The sequence below is a fragment of the Saccharothrix sp. NRRL B-16348 genome (assembly GCF_001280085.1).
GTDB lineage: Bacteria > Actinomycetota > Actinomycetes > Mycobacteriales > Pseudonocardiaceae > Actinosynnema.
The window spans coordinates 1-22,922 of sequence record NZ_LGED01000079.1 but is presented as its reverse complement, the minus strand read 5'-3'; the positions used below and the strand labels follow the sequence as shown (position 1 = coordinate 22,922).

The 22,922-nt window shown below is 66.2% G+C and carries 16 protein-coding genes and 1 pseudogene; 8 read left to right on the top strand and 9 right to left on the bottom strand.

What is annotated here, in order from left to right:
- Position 1: 1 nt before the first annotated feature.
- Genes ADK67_RS09910 through ADK67_RS09900 form a run of 3 tightly spaced genes read right to left on the bottom strand, consistent with a single transcriptional unit; the run spans position 2 to position 5,170 of the window.
- Positions 2-4,381: an RHS repeat-associated core domain-containing protein gene (locus tag ADK67_RS09910; RefSeq protein ID WP_053716106.1), complete on the bottom strand. Its 4,380-nt coding sequence runs from the start codon at positions 4,379-4,381 to the stop codon at positions 2-4.
- The gene (locus ADK67_RS09905; RefSeq protein WP_053716105.1) at positions 4,378-4,689 is read right to left on the bottom strand and encodes a type VII secretion target; all 312 of its coding nucleotides are present in this window, start codon (positions 4,687-4,689) and stop codon (positions 4,378-4,380) included. Before ADK67_RS09905 ends, ADK67_RS09910 begins: the two co-directional genes overlap by 4 nt.
- Before the next feature lie 19 nt (positions 4,690-4,708).
- Positions 4,709-5,170, bottom strand: a complete 462-nt coding sequence (locus ADK67_RS09900) for a hypothetical protein (RefSeq protein WP_053716104.1) — start codon at positions 5,168-5,170, stop codon at positions 4,709-4,711.
- A gap of 121 nt (positions 5,171-5,291) precedes the next feature.
- Here ADK67_RS09900 and ADK67_RS09895 point away from each other — a divergent pair, with 121 nt between their 5' ends.
- The 4 genes and pseudogenes from ADK67_RS09895 (at position 5,292) to ADK67_RS53485 (ending at position 8,096) form a co-directional block, all read left to right on the top strand.
- Positions 5,292-5,615 carry a transposase gene (locus ADK67_RS09895; RefSeq protein WP_157620066.1) on the top strand — a complete coding sequence of 108 codons (324 nt, stop codon included), beginning with the start codon at positions 5,292-5,294 and terminating at the stop codon, positions 5,613-5,615.
- 37 nt (positions 5,616-5,652) lie between these two features.
- A pseudogene (locus tag ADK67_RS48185) lies at positions 5,653-6,913 on the top strand (ISAzo13 family transposase).
- Between the two features lie 88 nt (positions 6,914-7,001).
- Positions 7,002-7,745, top strand: coding sequence for a hypothetical protein (locus ADK67_RS53490; RefSeq protein ID WP_231648104.1), 744 nt, complete (start codon positions 7,002-7,004; stop codon positions 7,743-7,745).
- Positions 7,746-7,838: 93 nt separating this feature from the next.
- Entirely contained in the window at positions 7,839-8,096 is a 258-nt protein-coding gene (locus tag ADK67_RS53485) for a transposase (protein WP_231648103.1), read from the top strand.
- A 119-nt stretch (positions 8,097-8,215) separates the two neighbouring features.
- On the opposite strand, the gene ADK67_RS09875 is transcribed toward ADK67_RS53485, so the two are convergent.
- The gene (locus tag ADK67_RS09875; protein ID WP_082403345.1) at positions 8,216-11,284 is read right to left on the bottom strand and encodes an AfsR/SARP family transcriptional regulator; all 3,069 of its coding nucleotides are present in this window, start codon (positions 11,282-11,284) and stop codon (positions 8,216-8,218) included.
- A 700-nt stretch (positions 11,285-11,984) separates the two neighbouring features.
- Between ADK67_RS09875 and ADK67_RS09870 the strand changes: the two genes are divergently transcribed.
- Positions 11,985-13,121 carry a ThiF family adenylyltransferase gene (locus ADK67_RS09870; RefSeq protein WP_053716099.1) on the top strand — a complete coding sequence of 379 codons (1,137 nt, stop codon included), beginning with the start codon at positions 11,985-11,987 and terminating at the stop codon, positions 13,119-13,121.
- Here ADK67_RS09870 and ADK67_RS09865 read toward each other — a convergent pair.
- The gene (locus ADK67_RS09865) at positions 13,106-15,277 is read right to left on the bottom strand and encodes an ATP-binding protein (RefSeq protein ID WP_197289361.1); all 2,172 of its coding nucleotides are present in this window, start codon (positions 15,275-15,277) and stop codon (positions 13,106-13,108) included. The genes ADK67_RS09870 and ADK67_RS09865 overlap by 16 nt on opposite strands.
- Positions 15,278-15,949: 672 nt before the next feature.
- Here ADK67_RS09865 and ADK67_RS09860 point away from each other — a divergent pair.
- Positions 15,950-16,909 carry an IS110 family transposase gene (locus ADK67_RS09860; RefSeq protein WP_231648101.1) on the top strand — a complete coding sequence of 320 codons (960 nt, stop codon included), beginning with the start codon at positions 15,950-15,952 and terminating at the stop codon, positions 16,907-16,909.
- A gap of 69 nt (positions 16,910-16,978) precedes the next feature.
- Here ADK67_RS09860 and ADK67_RS09855 read toward each other — a convergent pair whose 3' ends face one another.
- Entirely contained in the window at positions 16,979-17,347 is a 369-nt protein-coding gene (locus ADK67_RS09855; RefSeq protein WP_157620062.1) for a hypothetical protein, read from the bottom strand.
- Between the two features lie 444 nt (positions 17,348-17,791).
- On the opposite strand from ADK67_RS09855, the gene ADK67_RS53480 reads away from it, so the two are divergent.
- Complete coding sequence (locus ADK67_RS53480) at positions 17,792-18,685, top strand: integrase core domain-containing protein (protein ID WP_082403343.1); 894 nt, start codon at positions 17,792-17,794, stop codon at positions 18,683-18,685.
- A 612-nt stretch (positions 18,686-19,297) separates the two neighbouring features.
- Entirely contained in the window at positions 19,298-20,503 is a 1,206-nt protein-coding gene (locus ADK67_RS09845; RefSeq protein ID WP_053716095.1) for an IS110 family transposase, read from the top strand.
- Between the two features lie 92 nt (positions 20,504-20,595).
- On the opposite strand, the gene ADK67_RS09840 is transcribed toward ADK67_RS09845, so the two are convergent.
- From ADK67_RS09840 to ADK67_RS52340, 3 genes are all read right to left on the bottom strand, one after another.
- A complete protein-coding gene (locus ADK67_RS09840) occupies positions 20,596-21,069 on the bottom strand; it encodes a hypothetical protein (protein WP_053716094.1) in 474 nt (157 codons plus the stop codon).
- A 96-nt stretch (positions 21,070-21,165) separates the two neighbouring features.
- On the bottom strand, positions 21,166-22,311 hold the full coding sequence (locus tag ADK67_RS53475; RefSeq protein ID WP_231648100.1) for an integrase core domain-containing protein: 1,146 nt from the start codon (positions 22,309-22,311) through the stop codon (positions 21,166-21,168).
- 323 nt (positions 22,312-22,634) lie between these two features.
- Positions 22,635-22,922: hypothetical protein (locus ADK67_RS52340; RefSeq protein ID WP_197289360.1), on the bottom strand; the 288-nt coding region annotated here is incomplete at its 5' end.

Here is a 22,922-nt window from a genome sequence, read left to right as displayed (position 1 = left end):
GTTAGTCTCCCACCCGGTAGAGCACCCACGGTTCGTTCGTGCCAGCTGGTCGGCCGAGACCCAGTGTGCCGTCGCGCGTCTGTTTCGAGCCCAGGTCCTTGACGCTTTTCGCGACCTTGAACAACCCTCCGTTGTGGCCGTCGACGTCGTAGCTGTAGACCCGTTTTCCGTCGGTGAAGACCGGCTGACCGTGGCTCTTGTTCGGTTTTTGGTTGTACGGCTTCAACCCGAGGAACTTCGCGAGGTCCTTCTGCTGTGCAGGTGACAGCTTTCCTGCTGTGGTCGCTGATCCTTTGTGCCGGACCGCGTTCTCCATGCAAGTGTCGGGAGCCAGACCGAGCGGGTCCAGCCAGTGCACCGGATTGGGGACGTAGGCGTGCGGATTGTCACTGCCCTCGAGGTTGAGCGGATCACTGCTCTCGTAGTGGCCGCCCGCCGGGTCGTAGTAGCGGTGGTAGTTGTAGTTGTGGCCCGTCTCGGCGTCGTGGTACTGGCCGGGGAACCGCAGCGGGCAGTACGCGCGTTGCCGGGCCGGAGTGAGCGGCGTGCCCCACACCGTGGTCACCTGCCGCCACGCGAGTTCGCCCGCGGCGTCCACCAGCTCCGTCGGCGTGCCGACCAGGTCGGTCACGATCGCGTAGAACTGCTGGTCGACCCACTCCTGAGGGGCTGTCTGCGCCCGCTCGGCCTGCGTCACGGGCGTGAAGCTGCCCGGCTGGTGGTTCCACGTGGTCGTGTGCCCGCTGGACTGCACCTGTTCGGCCAGCGTTGTGCCGTCCCAGGTGAAGTCCACACGCTCCCGCGGCCCCACTTTGGCGATCCGCCGTCCGAGCGCGTCGTACAGGTACCGCCACGTCGCACCGTCCGGCGTTGTTACGGAAACCAGACGGTCGTCGCTGTTCCAGCTGTACTTCCACGCCCGAGTCTGACCGGACAACGTGCGGGAGACACGCTTGGTCACCCGGCCCTGCACGTCGTGGGCGTACCGCGTGCGGCCCGCACTGCGGATCAGCGTGCCCTCGTGAGCACGCGGGCCGGGCGTGGGAAGCGGGCCGGTCGCGTAGCTGATGTTGCCGTTCGGGTCGTACGCGTACTCCTCGCGGTGGTCCGGCCCGTGCACGCCGGTGATCCGTCCGAGCTCGTCGAGGTCGAACCGGCGCACGCCTGCGAGTTGGTCAACGATGTTCGTCACGGCACCGTCTCCGCGGTAGGTGTAGGCACGGCGTTGCACCAGCCGCTGCTGATCGGTCAGCGCCTGTGTCTGCAGGCGGTGGTTGGCGTCCCAGGTCTGGGTCAGCCCGAACTCGCCCAGCTGCCGCGACACCTCGCGCCCGGCGTTGTCGTAGCCGAACGTCAGGTGCTGCCCCGCGGCACGCAGACTCACGGGTTGTCCCACAGCGTCGTATTCCCACAACGACTCGGCGCCGCTGGGCGTCACCCGCCGGGTGCGGCGGCCAAGCGCGTCGTAGCTCGACGTCGTCGTCCTGCCGTTGACGGTCTCCGCCACCACGCGGCCAAGTGCGTCGCGGCGGAACCGCACGTCCGCGTCCTGATTGGTTGCGCGGACCAAGCGGTCGAGCTCGTCGTAGCCGAATGTGGTCACGTTGTCCTCGCAACGTTGCTCGGTCACCCGGCCCAGCTCGTCGCGGAGGTACGTCGTGGTCTGGCCCGCGCCGTTGGTGCGGACTACGAGCTCTCCCGCCGCGTTCCGCGCGTACGCCAGAAGCCGGCCGTTGAAGTCGGTCTCCGCCACGAGATTGCCGGTTGGGTCGTAGTCATAGCGCCACACCAGGCCAGCGGGGTTGGTCACCCCGACGAGCTGGAGGTTCGTGTCGTGGTGGAACTCATGCCTGGCGCCGTCCGGTGTGATCTTGGCTTTCGGCAGATCGAAGTGGGTGTACTCGACGCGGGTCGACTGGCCGAGCACGTCCACGTGCTCCACCGCGTTGCTCTCGCCGTCGTACCGCCAGTGCTCGGTCGTGCCGTCCGGCAACGTGCGCCGGGCGAGTTGCCCCTCTACGGTCCAGCCAAGTCCCGTCACACCGCCCACAGGGTCAGTGATCGAGACGACTCGGCCGAAGACGTCCCGGCGGTAGCGCGTGGTCGCTCCATCGGCGGTGGTGACGGCGATCGGCAGTCCGACCGCATCGCACTCCACCTGAAGGATCCCGCCGATGGCGTCGACGACCTCTTTGAGGTGGCCAAGCTCGTCGTACCGGTAACGGGCGTCGCAGCCGGCCGGGTCGGTGGCCGTCGTTGTGTTTCCGCGCTCGTCGTACGCCCACCGCCACACAGACCCGTCTGGCGCGACGAACCTCGTCGGCTGCCGGAACTCGTTGAAGTCGGTGACCGTACGGCTGCCGTCCGGACGTACCAGCTCGACGAGGTTGCCCGCGTCGTCATAGGCGCTGCGAGTGGTGCGTCCCAACGGATCCGTGATCGACAGCAGCCGGTCGTACCGGTCGTACTCGGTGGAGATGACGTTGCCGAGCGGGTCGACCTCCCGCACGATCTGCTTCCGGTCGTTGAGGTGGTAGGTCGTCGGGTGCCCGAGCGAGTCGGTGAACACCGTCTCGTGGTCGCGATAGGTGAAGGTGCCGTCGAGGTAGCCGCCTGATCCGACGTTGCGGACACAGCGGCCCTGCTCGTCGTAGATGTAGCGGTACCAGCTGCCGTTGCGGTCCTGCCAGCCGGTGATGCGGCCATCGGCGTCGTAGTCGAACCGCATGGCGCGGCCGGACGAGTTGCGCACCTCGGTGAGCCTGCGTTCGGCGTTGTAGTCGAACCGGACGATAGGAAGGTCCGGTTCGGCATTCGCGAGCCACAGGCAGGTGATCAACCCGTCGGCGTTCTCGGCCTTGACGTGGTAGCCGCCTGAGTGACGGATGTCGGTGAGGATGCCGTTGTGGTCGCGATCGAAGTCGATGCGACCGCCGGTTCGGTGAGTGATCGAAGTAAGCGGCAGCGTCGCGCCGGTGGACGCGGTGAAGTGCCACGTCGTGCCCTCGGCCGGGTCTGTGATCGCATACCCGCCGTCGATCTGGCGAAGCGGCAGGCGCGGACCGACCTCCGGCAGCACGGGGCCTGCGCCCGGACGCGGGTAGACCAGGAGCATTCCGTCCTCGGCGACGAACACCAGACCGAGGGCGTCACCCTCGATCCGCTGGTCCACTGTGGACGCCCACGACCGACCGAATGAACGGCCTGCCCGGTACGACGACACGTGGGTGCGTCGCAGTACCAGCGCCAGCACGCCGGCCAGGTCGACGTCAACCTGGCCGAGCACCATCTCGCCGCTCGCGACGTCGATTGGGTCGTTCTTGCACTTGCGTTCGTTCGCCGGCGTCCTCGTGTCCTGCGGCTTGTCCGGACGGTTCGGCGAGGTATCGGGCTTCGCGCTGCTCGGCGTCGTCGTGTCGGTCTTGGTGTTCGGACGGCTGGTGTCCGGGGACGGGGTAGTCGAGCTGGACGGTGACGTGCTGTCCGACGGGCTCTTCACGTCCGGTAGCGGACGCGTGTCCGGTGCGGAGGACGTCGTGGTGGTGTCGGCGCTCGACGTCGAGGTGGAGTCGTTAGGTTTGTCGGTCTTCGGTGCGTTCGGGTCGACGCGGGGTTTTGTGGTCGGCGGACTGCCGCCGCCGGCGCGTCGTGGCTTGAGGCGCTTGGCCACGTCGGCGAGCAGCTTGATCAGCTTCGGCAGTTTCGAGGCGAGCTTGGACAGCGACCGCACCAGCTTGCCGATCACCTTCACGACCTTCTGCAGGACGTTGCGGATCAGCTTCACCGCCGCCCGCGCTGTGCCGGGACCAGGCGGGAGCACGGCCTCGATCAGGCCGGACACCAGTGCGGCGATGAGGTCGCGCACCATGATCCGCACGGCCGCGACGACCTCGCCCGCCATCATCACCGCCGAGGACACACCGGCGCAGGTTGCGGCGGTGGTGCGCAGGGCGTCGGCTCGGTCAGCGGAGGCGGCCCGGTAGGCATCGGCTGCGGCGCCTGCCCATTCGGTCAGGTCGTTGTTGACGTTGGCCGTGTAGTCCTCGGCGACGGCGTTGAGCCGGTCGGCGACGTTCTGCCAGGTCTGGCCGAAGGACTTGACGACCTCGGGGTTCCCTGCGAGCTTGTCCAGCGCTTCCTTGAGCGGTTCGAGGTGTTCCATGATCCAGCCGACGGCGGCCTCGATCACCATGCCCAGCGCCGCGGTCGGATCCGTGAGGCACATCGCCACGTCGGCGCCGAGCGTCACGGCGCCGATGCCGGCTTCCATCCAGTCGCCGCTCTCGACGGCGTCCTTGACCTCCTTGGCGTCCTCGATCTGGGAGATGCCGCTGTACCACTTGGTTTCGTCGACCGGCTTGGCGACCAGGTCCCCGCTCATCCGGTGAGTCCTTCGCCGAACCCGGCGGCGTTCGCCTCGTCGGTAGCCCGGTACGCGGCGGCCGTCGCGCGGATGGTCCGCGCGTCCTCCTCAAGGCACTCGACGGCGGCCTTCAACGCGTTCACGCCCTCGTCCTCCACCGGATTGATGCACGGCGGAAGGAACTGGCAGATGATTCCGTAGGCGTCCTCGGACACGCTCACTGACGTGGCTGCTTGTACCGCTTCCGCCACCGCGGCAGCCCGGTCGTCCAGACTGCGCGCGTGCTTGTCCAATGCCTCGACCGCGACGTCATACCCGCTTGCCATGATGTCTCCCCACCACCGGTCATTCGTCTTCGAGCTGGCCCAGCCGCAACGTCGACGGGCCGCCATCGGGCCTCAGGTTCCGGTCGGGTTCCGGGGCGGGATAGCGCTGCTGGTACGACTCGATGACGTGCCTGGTCATCTCGTCGTCGGCGCCGGTCTGCTCCGCGGCCTCGCGGTACCTCTCGGCGATGCGTGACTGGGCGCGGCGAACGCAGGCCAGTACGGCCGGCCCGATCTGCTCAGGTGGCATGCGGGTGATCTCCGGCGTCGTGACCAGCTCCACCAACTGGCCGTCGATGTCCACCACCGCCGTTACGCCTGTGGGATCCACCTCGGTGATCCGCATCGTGCCGGCGGCCTGTTCGAGCTGCTCGTAGCTGGCAGCCGCCCGTTCCATCTTGCGGTCCAGCTCGTCGAGCCGCCGCACCATCTCGTCCGGATCTCCCAAGTCGAGGATCCGGCTGAGGTCGTTGCCGAACATGATTCCTCCCTGATGTGGAGGGTAGCGAAACGATCGCACTGAGTGAGCCGGATCGGCACGTTCTGTGGACTTGACCCTGGATGTTGGACACCAGACACACACTTGGACCCTGAGGATCCGGGTGGACACGAGTCCCGTTCAGATGGTGATGAAGCACTACCCGCCGGAGTTCCGGGCCGAGACGGTCGCGCTCTACCGGTCCCGGCCGGGAGCGACGATCAAGTCGGTGGTCCAGGACTTCGGAGTCAACCACGAGACGCTGCGCAACTGGATCCGGCACGACGACGCGCAGCGAGCCGGGGGCCCGCCACGACCACCGGGAGTGCCCGGCGGTCTCGCCGGAGGACGAGAACGTCACGCTGCGCAGCGTGTCCGGGAGTTGGAGGAGGAGCGCGACATCCTGCGCAAGGCGGCCCGGTATTTCGCGACGGAGACGCGCTGGTGAGGAGCCGTAACAGAATTACTGATGGTTTGGCTTCGCCATGATCATCTGTGTGGTGTTTCCGGCTGTCGTGGGGATACCGGAACGGGCACTGGCGGTGCTGGAGGTGAAGTTCGCGGCGTTGCTGCCTCATCTGGACGAGCGGCGGCGGCGTCTGTATCCGGCGGTCGAGGCCAGGCGTTGGGGCACGGCGGGATCAGCGCGGTGGCCAGGCTGGCGGAGGTGTCGCAGTCGACCATCGTGCGGGGGCGGGCCGAACTCGCCGGCGTTGCCGAACCGTTGGGTCGGGTGCGCAGACCCGGCGGGGGGCGTAAGTCCGCGACCAAGAACGATCCTGGTCTGGTGCCGGAGGCGTTGATCGAGCCGCGCGAGCTCGGCGATCCGGTGTCCCCGTTGCGCTGGACCACCGCCTCGCTGCGGGACCTGGCCCGGGAGTTGACCGCCTCCGGGCATCCGGTCAGCGTCCCGCTGGTCGGCAGGCTGCTGCGCCGGATGGGATTCAGCCTGCAGGGCATGGCCAAGGTTCGCGCGGGCAGCCAAGTGCCGGACCGCGATGCCCAGTTCCGGCACACCAACGCGGCCGTCGAGTCGTTCCTGGCGGCCGGTCTGCCGGTGGTGAGCGTGGATGCCAAGAAGAAGGAGCCGATCGGCGACTTCGCCCGCGCCGGCCGCGCCTGGCGACCCCGCGGACAACCGATCACCGCCCCGGACCACGACTTCACCTACCCGGACACCCCGATCGCCATCCCCTACGGCGTCTACGACCTCGGGCGCGACACCGGCTGGGTGAACGTCGGCACCGACCGTAACACCGCCGCGTTCGCCGTGGAGTCCCTGCGCCGCTGGTGGAACGACCAGGGCCGCCTCTACTACCCCGACGCCACCAGGCTGCTGGTCACCGCCGACGCCGGCGGGCGAACTCCGCCGACTCCACCCTGTTCAGATCGGACATCGCGACGTTCTGCGACGAGTCGGGGCTCACCACCAGCGTCAAGCACTTCCCGCCGGGAACCTCGAAGTGGAACAAGGTGGAGCACCGACTGTTCTCCCGCATCACCCACAGCCTGCGCAGGCAGCCGCTGACCGACTACGAGGTACTGCTTCGAAGCATCTCGGCCACACGCACCCGCACCGGATTGACCGTCAAGGCCACGCTGGACGAGAACCACTACCCCACGGGCCGCACGCTGACCAAGACCGAACACCACGCCGTCGCGCACCGCGTCGAACGCGAGGAGTTCCACGGCGAATGGAACTACGCCATCGCTGTGCCTGCCGACAACCCCATCCATGCAGGTTGAGCTGTGCGTAACCTGCGGAGTGGAGGTGCTCGCAGGTGCGGGCCGCAGATCCGCAGCGCCCTCGGCTGACGCGGCATGATGACCGGCTGTGCTGCTCCGACTGCCCTACCCCGGCGTGACCAACGCCTTCGCCCTGCTGCGCCTGCTGCCCATGAGCGACCGGGACAAGGACACGGAAATCCTGGCGCTACGGCACCAGATCACCCTCCTGGAATGCCAACTCGGTGACGCCCGTCCGCGGTTCTCCCCCGGCGACCGGGCATTCCTCGCGGCACTGCTGCACCGACTCCCCGCCGATGCGCATCGTCGGCTCCGACTACTGGTACGCCCGGAGACAGTGCTTCGGTGGCACCGCGACCTCCTCGCGCGCCGCCACGCTGCCAGGCCCCGTCCCAGGCGGCCCGGCCGACCACGAACCATCCGCTCGATCCGACTCCTGGTGCTGCGCCTGGCACAAGAGAATCCCGCCTGGGGCTACCGCCGCATCCACGGCGAACTCCTCGTACTCGGCATCAAGGTCGCAGCCTCCACCGTCCGGCAGATCCTCAGAAACGCCGGAATCGACCAAGCACCCGAATGCACCACAACGACCTGGTCGGCCTTCCTCCGCTCCCAGGCCGAGGCTCTACTGGCCTGCGACTTCTTCGAGACCTCCACGTTGAGCGGCACCCGCCAGTACGTGCACGCCGTCATCGAGCACACCAGCCGCCGAATCAGAGTCCTCGGCGCCACCGCACACCCCACCGCATCCTGGGTCACCCAAGCCCAGGAACCTCGTCATGGACCTCGAAGACACAGGCAGCACCGCACGATTCCTGATCCGAGACCGTGACGGGAAGTTTCCCACCTGTTCGACGCTGTCCTCGCCGATTCGGGCATCGAGGTCGTCCTCAGCGGCGTCCGGATACCGCGCATGAACGCGATCATGGAGCGTTGGATCCGCAGCTGCCGACGCGAACTACTCGACCGCGCCCTCATCTGGAACCGACCGCACTTACTCCACGCCCTGCGCAAGTACGAGAAGTACTACAACACCCACCGGCCCCACCAAGGCATCGCCAACGCCCGACCACTGCGCACACTGCCACCAGCCGTCACCGACCAAGCAGCCCTCACCCGACTCGACATCCGCCAACGGCAACAACTGGGCGGCATCCCCAACGAGTACCACCATGCCGCCTGACCAGCACGGACGGGATTTCGGCAAGCACAAGGTTTCACCGGCACGGGCATCTCCGACACCGACACCGACAACCCTGACCGGAAGGTATCCGAAGAAACGATCGGCCGGTGGTACCGGTGTCAATCGTCGAGGCTGTCCAGGAAGGCACGCACGTCAGCCGCCTGCGGATCACCTAGTTCCTCGAATACTGCGTGCGCGTCTCGCCAAGTCTGCTGCGCTGCGGTGACGTGCTCGCGGTCGTAGTGCGCCTTGCCGATTCCGAACAGGGTTCGGCCTTCCCCTTGACGATTACCGATTTCCCTCCAAATCGAAAGCGCACGGCTGCAGTACTCCAACGCGGCTTCGGGTTGACCGAGGCTGGCCTTAGTCTCGCCGATGCTGGAAAGAGCAAAGGCTTCAGAGTATCGATTTCTTCCTTTTTGTGCGAGGATTAGCGCCCGTTCGTAGTACATGATCGCCTCGTTTGGGCGGAGTAGCTCGCGGTGGGTGTTTCCCAGCATGGTCAAGGTGAAGGATGTTGCCCATTCGTCGTTGAATTCGCTAACGAGGTCGAGCCCTGCTAGTTGCGCTGCCACTGCGTCGGAGAACCTTCGAGCGCTGTAGTGGATCAGTCCTAATGTGATCAGTGAGATTCCTTCTCCCCATCGGTGTTCTGCCGTCCTCCATCGATTGGTCGCCCTATCGCAGAAGTCGTACGCACGGTCGAACTCCCGAAGGTCGCAGTAAGCAAGCGCGAGGAATGTGAGCATCCATGCTTCGCCGGCGGGGGCTTCATCTCGTCGGGCTGCTTGCATGCCTATCTCGAAGGCTTCGATCCATTCTGGCCAGTGCTTTCGCAGGTAGAAGAAGGCCCACAGTGCCGCAGTGGTCTTCCAGGCGATCTCGTCGTGCCCAGATTGCGCGGCAGTGCGGATCGCTGCCGTCAGATTGGCCAGTTCCATCTCGTGCCATACGACCGCTTCTTCACCATTGAGGTCTGCCGGTCCGAAAGGTGGCGCATCCGCGACTTCTACGGATATTGGCATGGTGTGCGGTATGAGGACCTGGCGCATCGAGTTAGCGCTGGCCAGGTAGTATAAAAGTATTCTCCTGGTCGCTGCGGCGGATGTCGCATCGTCTGCCACGCTGCGCTCGTTCGCGTAGGTTCGGATCAGGTCATGGAAACGAAAACGCCCCCATTCGACCTGTTCGAGAAGATGTGCGTTGGTTAATTTTTCGAGTAGTTTTCGGCATTCATCGACAGTCGTTCCGATCAGCGCGGCGGCCGCCGCAACCCTGAACTCGGGACCAGGGTGCAAGGACAGCAGTGTGAACGCGCGCGCGGCATCGTCGGATAGCGCACGATAGGACCACGACAGCACCGTACGCATCTCAGTGCTGATGTCGTCCGTCGTCAAAATGTCCAGCCGATTCCGTTCGACCGCCAGATCCGTCACCAGGCCGGTTAAGGTCGCATACGGGTGGGAGGCTATCCGCTCGGCGGCTATCCGCAGTGCGAGCGGAAGACGATCGCAGAAATCGACGAGTTTGTATGCTGCCGATTCTTCCGCGCGGGCGCGTTCGCCGACGATGCTTGCGACCAGGGTGGTCGCTTCGTCGATCGACAGTGGGTCGAGGATGATCCGGTGCGCGCCTTCCCTCGCGACCAGGCCGGAGAGCTTGTTGCGGCTGGTGATCATCACGACCGCCCCCGGTGCGCCCGGGAGCAGAGGACGCACTTGGTCGGCGTCGCTGGCGTTGTCCAGGACGATCAGCATTCGCCGTCCGTCGAGCAACGAGCGGTACAGAGCGGCCAGTTGCTCCAAGCCGATCGGTACCCGTTCCCCAGGGACGCCCAACGCGCGGACGAACGCGTCGAGTGCGAGCTCCGGTTGCACCGGGGGCACAGGACCGAAACCCTGCAGGTTGACGTACAGATGTCCGTCCGGGAAGCGATCCTTTGCCCGATGAGCCCAGTAGAGCGTGAGGGCAGTTTTCCCCACGCCCGCCGTTCCGGCGATGGCCGACACCACGATCGAGGTGGTCTGCTCGACGCTGAGCTCGGCGATGCGGTCGAGTTCGGCCAGGTATGCCGCACGTCCGACGAAGCGGAAGGGTGCTATCGGCAGTTGCCGCGGCACCTCGGAGGGCGTGGAAGACCTGGGCGGAGGGAACACCAGCGGATCGGCGCTGTTGCGGTGACCGGTTCGGTCGGGGGCTGAGAAGCGAACGCTCATGTCGTCGAGATTCGTGGCGGCGACACCGGCATTGACGGCGCTGTGCGTCTGCTCCGTGACGTCAGCTGCGCTGGGCGAGTTGAGGGCGGGATCGGACGCCGACGCGGTATGCCCGGAAGTCGTGTCGGCTAGCGAAGCGGTTCCCGGTGGCGAGGCGTATGTCAGGTTGACGGTGCCGGAATCACCGACCCTGACGGCACTGTTGTGGCGGCCGGCGCCGGAGGTCGCGTTCGTGGGACCGGGTGGGTGCATGATCAAGTGGTGGAGCCGGGTGCGGGTGGAGGCGGAAAGCCCGGTGCCGCCACTGAGGTCGCGCATGAGGGCAGCGATGCGGTCGGCCCAGGCGGCGATGGCAACGTGTCGCCCGGTGCGGGCCAATGCTTCTGCCCCAAGGAGCAGCAGGCGCTCGTCGTGGACGACATCAGGCTCCAGAGTGCCGAGTTGGGCTGCGATCTCGTGGTGTCGGCCTTGGTCGAGCAGCAGTTCCCAGAGGTTGACCAGTGCGGTGCGGCGGTGTGCGTGGGCGTGGTGGCGGAAGGTGTCGACCCAACGTCGCCGTACGTCTCGCAGCGGGGTTCCGCGCCACAGTCCGAGGGCTAGGTGGAGACGGTCCGGGTCGCGATGCTCGACCGCGGCGTCGGCCTCGCGGAGGAAGCGGTGGTAGTCGATCGCGTCGGGGTCGACGTCGAGCAGGTAGGCGTTGGCGCCGGGCTCGTGGCGCAGTTGGGTGCGGTCTCCACCGGCCTGCCCGATGGCATCGCGGATGTAACCGATGTAGCGTGTGAGGGTTTTGGGTTTGGGCTCGCGCTGGCCCTCTTCGCCCCAAATGCGGTCGATCAGGGTCATGACGGTGACGGGTCTACCGACCTCCAGGGCCAGCAAGCCGAGCAGACATCGTTCCGCTGACCTCGTCAGTGTGATGACGTTGTGGCCGTTGCGGAGTTCAACGTTGCCAAGTAATCGGATCTCCATCCGTCCCCCCGGCTGCAGCCCTGCTGAGCGTGCAGTCTGTCGAGATCCATGTCGCAGTCCAGCCGATCCGGCTGTACTGCATCCTTTCGTCACCCGAATCCACCCTCGTGGGGGCAGGTGTCATCGACGGAGTGTGGCGGTCATCGGCAGCGGTCATCCAGGTGGTCTCCGACAAGTGCGGACATCGCGGCCGACAAAATTCCCACCCGTCCGGGGTATCGGTGTCTGCCGCGGTGTCGTGTGCGCCGTCCGGCCACCTGTCGTGTGCTGGGGCCGACGCTGGTTCCAGCCCCGAAAGCCGATGCGGGTGAAACGGAGACCGACGTCATGAGCTTCCAGCAGCCGACGCGATCATTCGGAGATCGTGTGGCGTGGCGTCGTCTCCCGGAAGGGAAAGGGGGGCGGATGATGATCGAGTTCGACGAAGTGGACTGGCAGGTGACATGCAACGGGTCCGGCACATCCTGATCTTTCTGAAGATCGGGGGAAGCGGGCAGGGAGTCGGGATGGGCCGCAGGGCCATCACTCCTGGCAGTTCGGTGACGCCATGTTCGGCAGGGTAGTCAGGCGGGCTGGCTGCTTCCTGAGTGCGAGGGCGCGGAAGGGAGGTGCCGTGGTGATCGAATTCGTGGAAATCGAGGAGGATGACTTGACCTTCAGCCCGAACGGCGGGCAGTCCTAGGCAATCAGGGAGGTAGGAATGTTTCGTCCGAGGATCAAATGGGAGCACCGGCCTGTTCGTCTCGGCGACGGTCGTGTCCGGATCGGCGCGGTACAAGGTATCGCGGCCGCGATGGCGGATCCGGACGGGTGGGTGTGGGCGTTGTTGGAGATCCTGGACGGGACGCGGACGATGGACCGGGTAGTCGCCGACCTGGTCCACGCGTTCCCGGACAGATCCGAGGTCGATGTTCGCGCCGCGATCAACGATCTGATCCGCGAAGGCTACGTGGAGGACGCGGCCGAGCGGGTTTCCGAAGGGCTGTCAGCAGCGGAGCGGGAGCGGTACGGGCGAGCTCGGGGCTTGTGGCGGTGGATGGACCGCACGCCACGTCGCACGAGTTGGGACGTGCAACTGCTGTTGCGGCAGGCTCGGGTCGTGGTAGTCGGCATCGGAGGTGTGGGCAGCACTGCGGCTGCGGCGCTGGTGGCCTCTGGGGTGGGGCACGTGCACTGCGTTGAGCCCGACGTGGTGGAGCTGTCGAACCTGAACCGGCAGCTCCTGTTCGTCGAACAGGACGTTGGCCGGCCGAAGGTCGAGGCGGCGGTGGAGCGGTTGCGCGCCTGCAACCGTGAGGTGCTGGTCACTGGAGAGCGGCTGGTGGTAGACGGCCCGACGGTGTTGCTTGGGCTGGCGGTGCGGTTCGACGTGCTGCTGTTGGCGGCGGACAAGCCCGCTGGAATCACGTCGTGGGCCAACCGGGCGTGCCGGGAGACCGGTACGGCGTGGGTGCACGGCGGCTATCAGGGACCGCGGGTCAGCATCGGCCTGTACCGGCCGGGGAAGGGCGGGCCTTGTCGGGACTGCTTCTATGCAGAACGGGACGTGCGACTCGCCGCCCTGCCAGCACAGACCCCGTGGTCGCCGGGGATCGGGATACCGGAGTCGCACGCGGTCACGGCGGTCTCGGCCGGGATGGCGGGTCTGATGACCGCGCACGCGGTGATGAGTCTGATCGCCGACGTGCCAGCTCTGCCAGCCGACCGCGAGTACGGGTTCAACCTCGTCACGCTGCGGGACAGCAGGGCGCTCGAACTCACCGCGCCGAGCCCGCTGTGCCCGACTTGCGGGCCGCTGCCACAGGCTCGTGACAATGGCGGTCAGGACCGGGTCTGATCATCGTGAGGATGCGTAGGCGGCTGCTCTGTGAGGGGAAGTCGCCCACGCAGAGTGTTCGCGTGGGAGTCGCCGAGTCTGGAAAGGATCTCCACCGCCTCGGCCAGACACTGTTGCGCGGCGACCGTGTCGCCAAGGTGTAGCAGCGAGTCCGCCAGAACCTCGAGCGTGGTCGCCGTGTAGGACTCGCTCCCGGCGTAGGCGTGGAACTCGGCCAACGCCTGCTCGCACGCCTTGACCGCAGCGTGATGATCACCAAGAGCCTGGTGCGCCCTCGCGACATCGTGCAGGGCGTAGCCGATGCCGTCGCCAGCCTTGATCACCCGACGCAGCGCCAGTCCCCGCTCGGCGTGGTCGAGCGCTTCATGTGGACGCCCCAGCCGGATGGTGATCAACGCGAGGTTGGTGTGCACCACCGCTTCGACGTAGCCACCGCGCAGACCACGCACCAGCGGCAACGCTTCCCGGTAGTACGGCTCGGCATCGACGAACCGCTTCCGCAGCACACGAGTGAGACCCAGACCGATCAACGCGTCACCGCGCAGTCCCGGATCACCCAGCCCATCAGCGATCGCGAGAGCCGCGCGTAGATCCTTGTCTGAAGCGTCCCAGTTCCCCATCTGCTGAAGGGTGTCCCCACGCCGCAGGAGAAACAACGCCTCGAACCTTCGTTCGTGGCAGGCCCGTGCCGCGTCGAGACCGCGGGACTCGGCCTGCATCCGCGCTGGCCACAAGGCGCGGGAGCTCATCACGAGGAACCGCATCGCGGAGGCGATCGCCATCACCTCCCGGTGAGCACCATGTCGTTCCGCATGGCGCAACGCGGCCTGCAGCGTGGTGTGCTCGATGGTCAGCCACGCCAACGCCTGCTCCCGATCGCCCATCACCGACGATCCGGGCGTCTCGGCGCTGATGGGCTCAGGGAAGACGTTTCCAGGGAACACCAACTGGTCCGCCTCAACTGCGGCTCGCGCGTACCAGCCGAGCACGGCCCTTTCCGACGCGAGCCGCTCGATGTCCGTGTCGTCGAGGCGCGCCCGATCGGCGGCGTAGACGTGCAGGAGATCGTGAATCCGGTATCGGCCGCGCGCGACCGGCTCGACCAGGTGCAGATCGGCCAGCACCTCCAGGTGCCGCAGCGTGGTCCGGTGGTCCTGGCCGGCGAGGGCGGCGACGGCTTGGACACTGAATTCGGTACCAGGGTGCAGGCCGAGGCGGCGGAAGGTTCGTGCGTGTTCGGCGGCGAGCCAGCTGTAGGACCATTCGAGCACGGTGCGCACCGCGCTGTGGTCGTCTCCTGTGGTGCTCAACGTGTCCAGCCTCTCGTGTTCGTCGCGGATGGTGTCGACGACGTCGGCGACCGTGGTGTGCGGGTGGGCGGCGACTCGGGACGAAGCCACCCGCACCGCCAACGGCAACCGCGCACACAACCGCACCAATTCCGCCACAGCGTCCGGCTCCTTGGCCGCGCGATCCGCGCCGACCACCCGCGTGGCCAACCAGAGCGCGTCACCAGGCGTGAACAGGTCAAGCGCCAGGCGACGCGCGGACTCGGTGATCACAAGACCGGTCAACACCAGCCGACTGGTCACCACCACCGCACACCCCGCCGCGGCGGGCAGAAGTGGACGGACCTGCTCGGCGGAGGCGGCGTTGTCCAACACGACCAGCACCCGTCGAACCGCCAACAACGACCGGTACAACGCGACCTGCGCGTCCAGATCGGCCGGAACGCGCTCCTCGGCAACCCCGAGCGCCAGAAGGAACGACGCGAGCGCCAGACGCGCCTCCACCGGTGCACTCGGCCCGTATCCACGCAAATTCACGAACAGCGTGCCGTCGGGAAACCGATGCTCCACACTGCGCGCCCACCACACCACCAGCGACGTCTTGCCCACCCCGGCGGTACCGTCCATCACCACCACGACCGGCTCACCGCCACCATCATCCCGATCAGGCGGCAGGAACCCGTCCAGTGCCTCGACCTCGTCGGCACGCCCGGCGAAATCGCTCAACACTGCTGGCAGTTGCCGTGGCACAGGCAGCACGTTCTCCTGCGGCGGCGGATACAGCACCACCCGGTCGATCGTGCCGGCCTGCACCACCGCGCCCACCACATGGCCATCGACCCGATTGCCCACGTTCGACTCGCGCACAGACCCAGTGTCACCCGACCGCATCTCCGGGCCACCCGACACCACCAGGCACCACCCAGTCGGAGCACCCGTACAGGACGCTACAGCCGAATCGTCCAGATCGCCCCCGTTACCTAATGAGTGCCGAACGACCCGTTGAGGATCAAGGACGCCTTCCCGTTACCTGACATGTGAAGGTCTCGAAAAGGTTGGCGGCTTGGCCCAGCGGGTCGTTCCCAAGCTCGAACGAGCAGGCCGGTCCGGACTGGATGCCTGCACTGGGCCGTGGCCTTGAGCCTGAAGTCGTAGATCGGCACCCGGCCCGGTCTGGTCGTTCGTCCATGCGTTCCGCTGACGCCTGGCGATACCTCGGGCCTTGAGCCCTTGTCTAAGAGCGAGCCGACGGCGGAACCGGTGGTGGCGGCCGGGGTGCGCCTCGGGCGCCACCACCTCGTTGATCATGATGTTGCTCGTGGTTCGAGCCGTCCGTGCGGACGACACCCGACGAGCCGGGAGCACTGGAGCTCTGAGTCGAGACCGGTGGCCGCGCGGATCGCCGGGATCGCGAACGGCTCAATCGGAGGTCAGGCCGCAGAGCCTCGTCATTAGGGTGCCGCGCGTTCTCGCCAGGGTTTGACCAGCACAAAGAGATGAGTTGAGGGGAAAGCACACCAGTGAGGGTGTTCTGCGGGATTGACCAGGCCGCCGTCGGCGTCGACCAGGGCCGAGGACCACCACGACGTCGCCCCCACGCGGTCTGCTGGTCGCCGCACCGCGCCAGACGGGCAGGCGGGTCTACGCGATCAACCCGATGGCGGTGGCCCGCTACCGCTGGCCAACATCCTGCGCACCGACGCCCACGCCCACCGGCCGATGCCCGCCGACAGCGAACTCGCCCAGGCCGTCGCGGTGCTGGCCCGCGCCACCCAGGACGCCATCTGGCGCCGCACCAAGGCCGCCCAGGAACTGCGGTCCCTGCTGCGCGAGTACTACCCGAGCTTCCTTGCCGCCTTCGCCAAGGGCACCGTCACCAACCTCGCCAGCCCCGAGGCCCGCGCCGTCTTGGCCCTGGCTCCGACACCGACGGCCGCGTCGAGGCTGACCAGGACCCGCATCGCCACGGCCCTGCGTCGGGCGGGCCGCAAGCGCGGCATCGACGCCCTGGCCGCCCAACTCCACCAAGCGCTGCGCATCGACCAGCTGCGGCAGCCGCCGTTGGTCGAGGACGCACTCGGCCGGCAGGCGACCGCACTGCTGGCCACGCTCGACGCGGAATGCGTCAACGCAGACCAGCTCGGCGAGGCCACCGCCGAAGCGTTCCGCCGGCACCCCGACCACCAGATCATCACCAGTTTCCCCGGCCTGGGTGATCTCACCGGCGATCCGTCGTCGAGCCCCGTCCAACCCGATGACGCGTGCCGCGGTCGCAGCGGAAATTCAGCAAAGCTCCTGGTAAACAACTTCTCGACCGAAGCAAGGCCGTCCCCCCGAGCCCTGCGCACCTCTGCAACTCTCGCCACCACGACCGGACCACCCGATCGAAGAGCCCGACCGCGTGTCGATACGCCGCCGGCCAGTTCTCGGCGAACTGAACAACGAGTACGAACCCGCAGGAGTCTAACCTGCAGGTCAGACCATGTGGCCAACTTTTAACGCCCACAGGCCAACTCAGAACCGACGTTACACAGACGCGGGAAAGCGCTAAGCCTGCGATGGCCAAGGTCATGGCCGCCCCGCCGGACTGCAGCGGACGTTGACCGTACTCGCCTCACCATCTTCGTCAACTTCGACACGAAGCTGGTTGACCCCGGGGTCTACGTAGAACACTGCTGTGATGTCCCCGTCCGGGTCATGAGCAATCATTTGCCCGGAGGACACCTCGAGGCTCCCCTGGTAGACGCAAATCAACTCCAGGTCCGGTTCACCACCTTCAATGAAATTCACCTTCACGGCACCATCGATTGCGTTAAGCACTGCAAGGTAGATCGAGTCAGGCTCCACATCGATACCAGACGTCGACGGATCCCAGCGATCGTGAGTCGAAGTACTATCCCGGTCCCGAATAACCAAAAGCCCGTGGGAGAAGCTCACGGTAAACGATCCCATGAGACGCCCACTCTGTGCACTACTCTGCGGGGAAGTCATACCACTCCCGATTGATTCCATTCACTACACCCCCTTGGGTGCGAGCACAATTACTACAATGAGGGTACGCGGTGAACGACCCACCGGGTGCCAACCGGTTGGCCGGGACATGATCACCGATCCAGTTGCCACTTTAGTTCCTGGAGTTTTCGCCGGACAGGTTTGACAACCATGCGCATCGCCCAATTCATTGATGATTCGGTTGTTCGATGACTGGGTCGATCCGGTCACCACGAGCAACCGACACACCCTCCACTGCATACGGCCCTGGCCCCAAAATCAGGTTGACGACCTTGTTCTCTCGTTCGCAGTTGTGGACGAGAATGGGCACCGCAACTGCAACCACATAGTAGGTGTGGACACCCTCGACCACTGCTGCACCGACTCCCGATGCAAGCGCTTCGTCGACTCCGACTACTGGTACGCCCAGAGACGATTCTGCGGTGGCACCGAGACCTTCTCGCCCGCCACCACGCCGCCAGATCCCGACCCAAACGGCCCGGCCGACCACGAACCATCCGCTCCATCCGACTCCTGGTACTGCGTCTGGCGCGCGAGAATCCCGCCTGGGGCTACCGACGCATCCACGGAGAACTCCTCGTACTCGGCATCAAGGTCGCCGCCTCCACGGTGTGGCAGATACTCCAGGACGCCGAGATCGACCCGGCCCCCGAGCGCACCTCGACGACCTGGTCGACCTTCCTCCGCTCCCAAGCCGCCGCGCTCCTGGCCTGCGACTTCTTCGAGACCACCATCCTGAACGGCACCCGCCTGCACGTGCTCGCGGTCATAGAACACCCCAGCCGCCGGATCCGCGTCCTCGGCGCCACCGCACACCCGACCGCCTCCTGGGTCACCCAAGCCGCCAGGAACCTCGTCATGGACCTCGAAGACGCAGGCCGACACGCGTGCTTCCTGATCCGCGACCGCGACGGAAAGTACCCTGCCCTGTTCGACGCCGTCCTCTCCGGCACGGGCATCCAGGTCGTTCTCAGTGGAGTCCGGATCCCGCGGATGAACGCGATCATGGAGCGCTGGATCCAAAGCTGCCGACGGGAACTGCTCGACCGAACGCTGATCTGGAACCAACAGCACCTGCTCCACGCGCTGCACGAGTACGAGCGGTTCTACAACACCCACCGGCCCCACCAAGGCATCGACAACGCCCGACCACTACGCGTTCTGCCGCAATCCATTACGAACCAAGCGGCGCTCACCCACCTCGACATCCGCCAACGACAGCGGCTGGGCGGCATCCTCAACGAGTACCACCACGCCGCCTGACCTGCACGGACGACGTTTTCGGCAGGCACAGCGTCCAACGGCCCCCAATTTGCTCCCACCACCCGCTCCCGGCATGCTCCTCGAGATCGCGGACGGCCGCTCGATGCACAGGTGGACCACCCTCGCGACAGGTCAGTTGAGTACAGCTCGATGCAGGCAGAAACTGTTTCAGCACAACGAACTCTCCTCCACCCGCTCCTCCTCGTCCACTCCCATGACACGAATCAAGTGATCGCGATAGCGGGCAGCGACGACGCGGTGCTTGTTCGAGTCCCCGGTGCGACTCCTACAGCATTCACATCAACGCGACAGGCCGGTGACCTGGTACTCCTATTCGGTTGGCCCTCGATATAGCGGGCCACACCGCTCTTGACGCGAGCCCCCCGTTACCTTTTTCGTGGTTCCTGATCAAGGAGCTGTGGTCGCCGGGTCCGGCATGACTTTGTCCCCCAGTCGAAGGCATGATCCGGGGGGTGGTGTCACCGGACCCGGTGGCATCGCCGGACCGCTCATAGGGACACGGCCACCTTCGGGTAGGTCTCGTCGTAACGTGGCTGCCGGCCGACGGTGCCGGACCCTCGACCACACCGCACGACACGGAAGACACTCGGCATGACCAGCGGTTACCAGGTGTTCCTCGGCGTGGACGTGGGCAAGGGCGAACACCACGCCGTCGCCCTGGACCCCGGCGGGAAACGCCTCCACGACGCCCCGCTGCCCAACACCGAACCCAAGCTTCGGGCAGTGTTCGACAAACTCGCCCGACACGGGACGGTGCTGGTCGTGGTAGACCAGCCCGCCACCATCGGCGCCCTGCCCGTCGCGGTCGCCCGCGCCGTCGGCCACCGGGTCGCCTACCTGCCCGGCCTGGCCATGCGCCGCATCGCCGACCTCTACCCCGGCAACGCCAAGACCGACGCCCGCGACGCCCACGTCATCGCCGACGCCGCCCGCACCCTGCCCCACACCCTGCGCGCGGTCGACACCGGCGACGACACCCTGGCCGAACCCGGGGTGCTGGTCGGCTTCGACGACGACCTGGCAGCCGAGGCCACCCGCATCTCCAACCGCATCCGCGGCCTGCTCACCGGCATCCACCCAGCCCTCGAACGCGCCCTCGGACCCCGCATCGCCCATCCGGCGGTGCTGGAGATCCTGTCCCGCTGCGGCGGACCGACAGGCATCCGCAAAGCCGGACGACGCAAAGTCGCCGCGATCGCCACCGCCCACGCACCCCGCATGGGCGACAGGCTGGTCGAGCAGATCTGGACCGCCCTGGACGAACAGACCGTCACGGTCCCGGGCACCACGGCGGCCGACACCGTGCTGCCCAGACTCGCCGACAGCCTCAAGGCCGTGCTCCTGCAACGCAAAAGCGTCGCCGACGAGGTCGAGGGGATGCTTGATGCGCACCCTCTCGCCCCGGTCCTGATCTCGATGCCCGGCATCGGGGTCAGGACCGCCGCCCGCATCCTGCTCGAAGTCGGCGACGCCTCCGGCTTCGCCAGCTCCGCCCACCTGGCCGCCTACGCCGGCATCGCCCCGGTCACCCGCCGCTCCGGCTCGTCGATCAAAGGCGAGCATCCGGCCCGGACCGGCAACCGCAAGCTCAAACGGGCGTTCTTCCTCGCCGCGTTCGCAGCCCTCTCCGACCCGACCAGCCGCGCCTACTACCAGCGCAAACGCGACGAAGGGAAGAAACACAACGCCGCCCTGATCTGCCTGGCCCGACGACGCTGCGACGTCCTGTTCGCAATGCTCCGCAACAAGACCCACTACCGCCACCCCGAGACCACTCCCGCCCCGGCTGCGGCTTGACAACCACATAGGGACACCCCCCCGGCCATCCCGAGCCCCTTGTCCTGATCACGGTTCTCACCTGCATGGATCGGTTATCGGCAGACACAGCGTCAGCGCAGATACCGCCGGTCCGACCTGGCTTCATCCGGTGAAACGGGATGAAGCCAGACCGAGACGAGGTAACCGGTGTCGATGCCCAGAACGACTCCGCTGGCGATCTGGACGAACTTAGCGTCGAGGGCGTCCTTCAAACGAAGTGCAACCCACCCGGAGGATGGATCATACGAAACGCGCAATCCATCCCCAGGCACCTCGAAAGAGACTCCCGGTTCAAAGGCGTGGTCCGACGAGATGAACACCCGCCCAGCGATGAAATCCGGAGCACCCAGCTCGGCCGTAACGCCACGAACGTTCGGGAAGTACCCCCAAGCGAACAGGACTTCCCGCGACTCGATGCCCACCTCGAGTTGTAGTGTACCTATCAGTACACTGGCGACACCCTCGGAGCCGAGTCTTTCACTCAGCGGTTCATCGCTCGACGCACTGAAGGAGAACCCGTACTCGGACTCGTCGTAGGTGAGCACACCCTGGAGCGGAACTCCGTTTCGGATGGAAAATTTCATTTCGAGGGTCAGCCCTTTTTGAAGAGGAAATGGACGGCCACAGGGTCTGACCTGCGGTTAGGCTGCTACGGGTTCGTACTCGTTGATGAGGCCGCCGAGGACCGGTCGGCGACGTATCAACGTGCAGCCCGGCTCTGCTGTTGGCCTGTCGGGTCGTGGTGGCGCGAGTTGCTGTGCTCTGCGTGGTCGGCGGTGGTTGTAGTGGGTCGCGTAGCGGTCGAGTACCGCTCGCACGTGGTGTTCGTTGATGATGAGCAGTCGGTCGGCGACTTCCCGCCTGACGGTTCCGATGAACCGTTCGGCATAGGCGTTGGCTCGTGGACACTGTGGTGGGGTCTTCACGACGTGGATGCTGGCGTCGGCGAGGACTGTGTCGAACGAAGTGGTGAACTGACCGGCCCGGTCGCGGATGAGGAACCGGAAGTCGTCGGCCCGGTCACCCAGGTCCATGAGCGGGTTGCGGGCCTGTTGGGTCGTCCAGGGTCCGTCGGGGTTGGTGGTGGTGCCGAGGATGTGGACGTAGCGGGTGGCGACCTCGAGCACGAAGAACACGTACACGCGTTTGAGCGTCAGGGCACAGTCGACGTGGAAGAAGTCGCAGGCCAACATGCCGGAGGCCTGCGCGCGCAGGAACCGCCGCCACGAAGCGTCGCTGTCGCGCTCGCGTGCGGGCGGTATGCGTAGGCGCTTGAGCACGCGGCGCACGGTCGAGGCGGCGACCCGGTGGCCGACCTTGAGCAACTCGCCCTGGATCCTGCGGTAGCCCCAGCCGGTGTTCCCCCGGGCCATCCGCTCGATTAACGCCACCGCGGCGTCGTCCGTCGGTGGTCGGCCGGTGCGGTTCGGGTAGGTCCACTTCTTCGCGACCAGGCGCCGGTGCCATCGCAGGACGGTGCTCGGCGTCACCAGCCGGTGGTGTCGTAACCAGTCGGGTAGGCGTCTCACCAACGTGGCGAGCACCGCACGATCGGCCCAATCCAGTCGTGCGCGAGGGTTGGCCCGGCGCAGCACGGCGACCTGGTGTCGCAGCACCAGCAACTCCACGTCCTTGGCCGCCGATGACCGACCCAGCAGAACCAACCAGCCGAGGATCTGGGCGAAGATCAGGTAAAGCAGTCTTAGCGCCACACCCCACGATCGTGCTCCTGCAGCACGTGGTGCGCGATCGCCGCAGCTCAGCGCCTCAGTGCAGTGTTCTGGCACCCCACAGGGCTTTCATCCAGATCGAGCGGGCTTCTCCAGACCGTCGGGACGACAGGATTTGAACCTGCGCCCCCTTGACCCCCAGGCACGCCCCCGATCATGACCTGACCTGCATAAACAGCCGCAGCACCTCTCGCGACAGGTCAGTTGAGCGCAGCTCGCCGCATACAGGAACCGTTGCAGCGCAACGAACTCTCCTCCACCGCTCCTCCTCGTACACTCCCTTGACACGAATCAAGTGACCAGCAGCCCTCCGGCTTTCAGCCAGCTGACTTCCAAGAACCCGGCATGGCCAACGCGTACGAGCACCGACGATCATCCGATCACGGCGGAGGCAAGTGCTTGAAGTTGTCGTCGGCGAGCCAGCACGCGTATTCTTTCCGCACGTAAGCGGTCGCCGTGTAGATACCCTCACAGTAGCCGCCACGCCGGTCGAGCAATTCGACGTGGACGACTTCGTCGCCTTTGTAGTACACGAACAGTCCGCCGAACGCCCTGAGAGGCGAGACCTTCTTGCCGACCAACTCGTCGACCCGCTTGTACGAGATCTCCTCCATGTCGAACAGGTAGAACCAGTCCCACTCCCAGTCGGTGAACTCCTTGAACGGCTT